The organism is Paraburkholderia sp. BR10954 (assembly GCF_040965775.1).
GTDB lineage: Bacteria > Pseudomonadota > Gammaproteobacteria > Burkholderiales > Burkholderiaceae > Paraburkholderia > Paraburkholderia youngii.
The window spans coordinates 1-4,477 of the sequence record NZ_JBFRCK010000117.1; the positions used below are offsets into that span (position 1 = coordinate 1).

3 protein-coding genes and 1 pseudogene are annotated in these 4,477 nt (G+C 57.7%); all 4 read right to left on the reverse strand.

Annotation, left to right across the window (positions count from 1 at the left end):
* Nucleotides 1–246 precede the first annotated feature (246 nt).
* A pseudogene (locus AB4Y34_RS40905) lies at nt 247–538 on the reverse strand (IS6 family transposase); the annotation flags it as partial.
* A 419-nt stretch (nt 539–957) separates the two neighbouring features.
* Complete coding sequence (locus AB4Y34_RS40910; protein WP_176370099.1) at nt 958–1,590, reverse strand: response regulator transcription factor; 633 nt, start codon at nt 1,588–1,590, stop codon at nt 958–960.
* A complete protein-coding gene (locus tag AB4Y34_RS40915) occupies nt 1,587–3,212 on the reverse strand; it encodes a response regulator (RefSeq protein ID WP_176370098.1) in 1,626 nt (541 codons plus the stop codon). The genes AB4Y34_RS40910 and AB4Y34_RS40915 overlap by 4 nt, the downstream gene beginning before the upstream one ends.
* A 544-nt stretch (nt 3,213–3,756) precedes the next feature.
* Nucleotides 3,757–4,062 carry a hypothetical protein gene (locus AB4Y34_RS40920; RefSeq protein WP_255215379.1) on the reverse strand — a complete coding sequence of 102 codons (306 nt, stop codon included), beginning with the start codon at nt 4,060–4,062 and terminating at the stop codon, nt 3,757–3,759.
* Nucleotides 4,063–4,477: the final 415 nt, after the last annotated feature.

A 4,477-nucleotide genomic window follows, 5' to 3' on the forward strand; every position in this document is an offset into this window, starting at 1 on the left:
GCATGCGTGCGCATGCCCCGCGCGGATCGCGCGGCAAACCGGTAATTCAGCGGGAAATTGCACGCGCAAGTCTCCTGAACGTAGCTTCGGTCGTCATGACGGGGCGCTTTTCAACAGCCTGCTAGGCCTTCGATGCAATCTGCTGTCCGGGTTCTAGTTGAACTCTCGGGCTCGAACGTGTGGTGCGTGGGGTGATTCAGGATCTCCTGGCCACGGTCTAACCTAGCGGGAAGGGAAAACGCTGGCTCAGAAAGCGGACGGAACTTCGGTGATGTCTGCCAAACGCCGCCACGCGGTGAAGCGTCCGCGAGCTGTTTGCGGTAGAGCGAGGCGCGTAGCAGATGTCGCTTGAGTTCAAAGTGCTGACGGATGGGACCGAAGCTTGATAAGAAAGTCTGCGCGCGTTCAGGATCGCGGAAGCCACGCATGCGTCGTTCGCGTTCACGGTCGGCTGATAATCATTTTCGGCCCGGCTATTGACCCGCGCGCTGGCTCTGACAAAGACGTGCTTGACGTAAGCCAGTTCGAGAATCTCGGCAGGCCAAACGGTCATCCCGGCCGCCGCTCGTTTTACCGTGAACTTGGTGGAATCACCCTTGGACGGTATCGAAGCGGTGCATTATCTAGCGCCACTCGGCGACATAGCGCCATCGTGATACAGGCCAAAGACATGACTGAGCTTGACGGACGCTATCGGCCTTTCGCGGATCACCGCTGGATGCTAGCAAAGGCTTACCGGTCCAAGTCAAATCCCAATTCCGTGGAACAATATCTGTAGGAGCGGTCAAATCCGATTACCCGGTCGCGAAATGTGAACCCCTGGCAGATACTTCTTACAATGCATTGCGCCAGCCATCCTTAGCGCCCTCAATATCGCCCGCGCGGCAAGAGGAATGCGTGCGAACTCGCTGACGACCACTCGTAACTTCATTTCATCAGGCGATTGCCAGCTTCCTTCTACTCGACGATCAGCCCATGCCGGATCGCGTATCTAATCAACTCGGCGTTGTTGGACAGCCCCAGTTTGCGCATTAATCGCATCTTGTGTGTACTGATAGTTTTCGCACTGAGCGTACATGTCTCGGCGATTTCATTGATGCTCCTGCCCGCCGCGAGCATCTGCAGCACCTGGAATTCGCGATCCGACAGTACTTTATGAGGAGGCACGTCGTCGCGCTGAGTATCGAAGACCAGTGCATCGACGAGCTTCGGGTCGAGGAAACGCCCGCCCTCCGCGAGCCTGCGGATCGCTGCGAGCAGCACTTCCGGGTCACTGTCCTTGGTCAGATACCCCGTCGCTCCCGCGCGCAGCGCGCGGGACGCGACCTGAGCCTCATCGTGAATGCTCAGTACGAGCACCGGCAATGAAGGATGTTCCGCCCGTACTCTGCGAATCAGGACGATACCGCTGATGCCTGGCATCGTCATGTCGAGCAACAAAAGGTCGACTGCCCGCGAGCGCAACCCATCGATCACTTCTGACCCCTGTGCCGCTTCCGCCACAACGACGATATCGCTCGTAGTAGCTACGATTTGTCTGAGTCCACCACGGACGATTGCATGATCGTCTGCGATGAGTATCCTGATCATGTTCGAAGTCCGCTATCGAGCGGAATGTGAATTGAAACCATGGTGCCCGCGCCCGGCGCACTTTCGATTGAAAGCGATCCGCCAATCAGCCGCGCGCGTTCGTTCATGCCGAGCAGGCCATATGAATAGTCGTCCCTCACGACTTGCTGGTCGAACCCGCAGCCATCGTCACGCACCTGCAGTAGGAGCTTCGCCGCCGTCGAAACAAGCGTCACCTCGACATGTGTGGCGTCGGCATGCCGCGCGACGTTCGTCAGCGACGCCTGTGCGATGCGGAACAAGGCCGTGGCATGTGAATCGGACAGCGAGGGTTCTCCGCCTTCGATGCGCAATTCACACGCAATAGCATTCCGGAGGTTGAACTCGTCGACAAGCCATTCAAGGGCAGACGCAATTCCGAAGTTGAGCGCGGCGGGCCGCAAATGGCTCGCGACATTTCGCACCATCGAGATCGTGCCTTCGACTAGTTGGCGCATATCGTCGGCTTTTTTTGACGCTTCCGCGTCGTACGCTATACGCATCTTGAGCAGGGACACGTCCATCTTAAGCGCAGTCAGCAATTGCCCCAGTTCGTCGTGAATTTCCATCGCAATGCGCCTTCTTTCTTCCTCGCGAATCGCCTCCATATACGCGGACAGTTCGCGCTGCTCCTCGCGCGATTCGACGAGTTCCTGCTCCATCTGCTTGCGCCCAGTGATGTCGTTCAGGCCAACATAGATCGCTGGAGAATCGTCGTAAGTCGCAACGCGTGCCGTCACCATCGCCCAGAATCGTGTACCGTCGAGACGCCGGAACTTGACTTCGGTATTGCGCAGGCCACCCTTCGTTTGTAGATGCTCGATCAGACGCTCACGCTCGCCACGTTCGGCACAGAAATCGTCGATATTGGCGGACGAGGCTTCGTCCATACCGAAGAGCTCACGCAGCGGCCGGTTTGTGTACAGGATATGTCCGTCAGGCATCGACGTGATGCACAGTGGCACCGGACTCGTTTCGACAATCGCGCGAAAGCGAGCCTCGCTTTCCTTGAGACGAGCGTCCGCACGCCTCCGCTCGTCAATCTGCGCCAGCAAGTTCGTGTTGGCATGCGCGAGCTCTTCGGTTCGCAACGAGACGCGGTGCTCCAGATCGTCGCGCGCAGCCGATAGCACCGCTTCCGTCTTCTTTCGCACGGCTATTTCCGCGAGCAGCAGGTGGTTCTGCGCGAGCACCTGCTTGTGCATCATCCGCAGCTCAAGGTGCACGCCAACGCGAGCCAGCGTCTCGTCAACACGTAACGGCTTGGTTACATAATCGACGCCGCCCGCCAAAAAACCTTCGACGCGGTCCGCGTTGCCTGCGACCGAGGTCATGAATATGACCGGGATGTCGCGCGTGCGCTCATCGCGCTTGAGGCGTCGACAGGTCTCGAAGCCGTCGATGCCTGGCATCTCCACTTCGAGCAGGATCAGGTCCGGCTGCGAAAAGACCGCACGCTCGACCGCTTCCGTACCGTCGAGCACCACCAGCACCCGAATGCCGTGCGCCTCGAAGCTGTCGACAATCACACCAAGATTCCCCGGCGTATCGTCGACGATAAGTATCGTGCCCTTGTGCGCGACTAAAGCGGCCAAATCGGTCATGATGCGGTGTTTCCTTCGAGATACCGCTCAACGAGTTGAAAGATCGCTTTCCACTCACAGGTTTACGCGAACTGATGCGGTTCGTTCATCGCGTCGACGGATCGAATGGGGGAATTGTTCACAGTCCATGTATGGTGCAACGTCGCACTCTATACCCACCATGAACCCATATAAAGCCTAAGAGACTCGCCCCGCGTGGCGAGCAGTGCATCGGGTATAAGCCATTTGCGCTTCCAAGCCTTTGCGACGGCATTCCCAGACTTTGCGCTACCCAAGCGGAACAGCGTACGCGGACGAGCATCGTCACGAGCAGTCGCAAAACAGCGCAGCTTGTAATTGAGCACGATCCACCATGCGTGGACAATTCCTATCCCAAATATCCCCTCGAGTGCCGCCATTGTGGGAGTCCAATATTGCACTCGATCTAGAGCCTAGTCTACGCGCCTTCACCGGGTTCAAAGGTCCGCTGAGACAACGCGCGCCGCGGCGTCAAATCCGCCGCACGCTCCATGTATTTTTGCGCTTATGCTTGCATTTCCTCTCCCTACTCCGCTCTCGCCGTCAGCGTGACTCTGCGCGGCGCGGCCAGTTCGTCAATCAGATCTGCCACTTCGCACAGCGCGCGGAAGTCACAGTCGTCGATCCGATTCGCGTGATTCCGCCGCAAATCGCGCAGTGTTTCGCCAAGGCGCCTGAGCGCGCTGGGGCTACTGTCCCTCAATGGCCAGCAATGCATCAGATACGCAAGCGCTGTCAGGCTGCGCGTCTCGCACCAAGCGTCGAACAGTCGCAGACATATCGCGTCGATCTGCGAGACGACGTTCTCCCTCTCCGACAGATAGCCCATCATAATTCGTCAAGTCGACGTTGCATGTCGTCCTGTTCATTATCGACTAGCAGACTTCCTACCGCATTCAGCGCTTACTGCAAAATGCGGGTATTAGATTCTGAATCACGCGTCAGGAAATCCTGACGCCATATCGCAAAAAGCCCGCCGATAGGTACAAACCCTCGATTTCCGCCGCACAAGGGCGATCCGACTCAGGAAGTCCTGACGGCCGCAACCAGCGCTTCCTGAGACAACATTCGGCCGGCTCCGATTGGACGCGCGCTCCGATCGCCATACCATCGATTCATACTAGTGTCTTGAGTTAAAAATTCATTGAATGATGCCGATCACGTACTAAAGTGTTCTATGTGGCACTTGATGCGAGGGGGCAAGGATGAGCGGACGGCCCAAAGGGGAACTGGTGCTGAGCGAATCG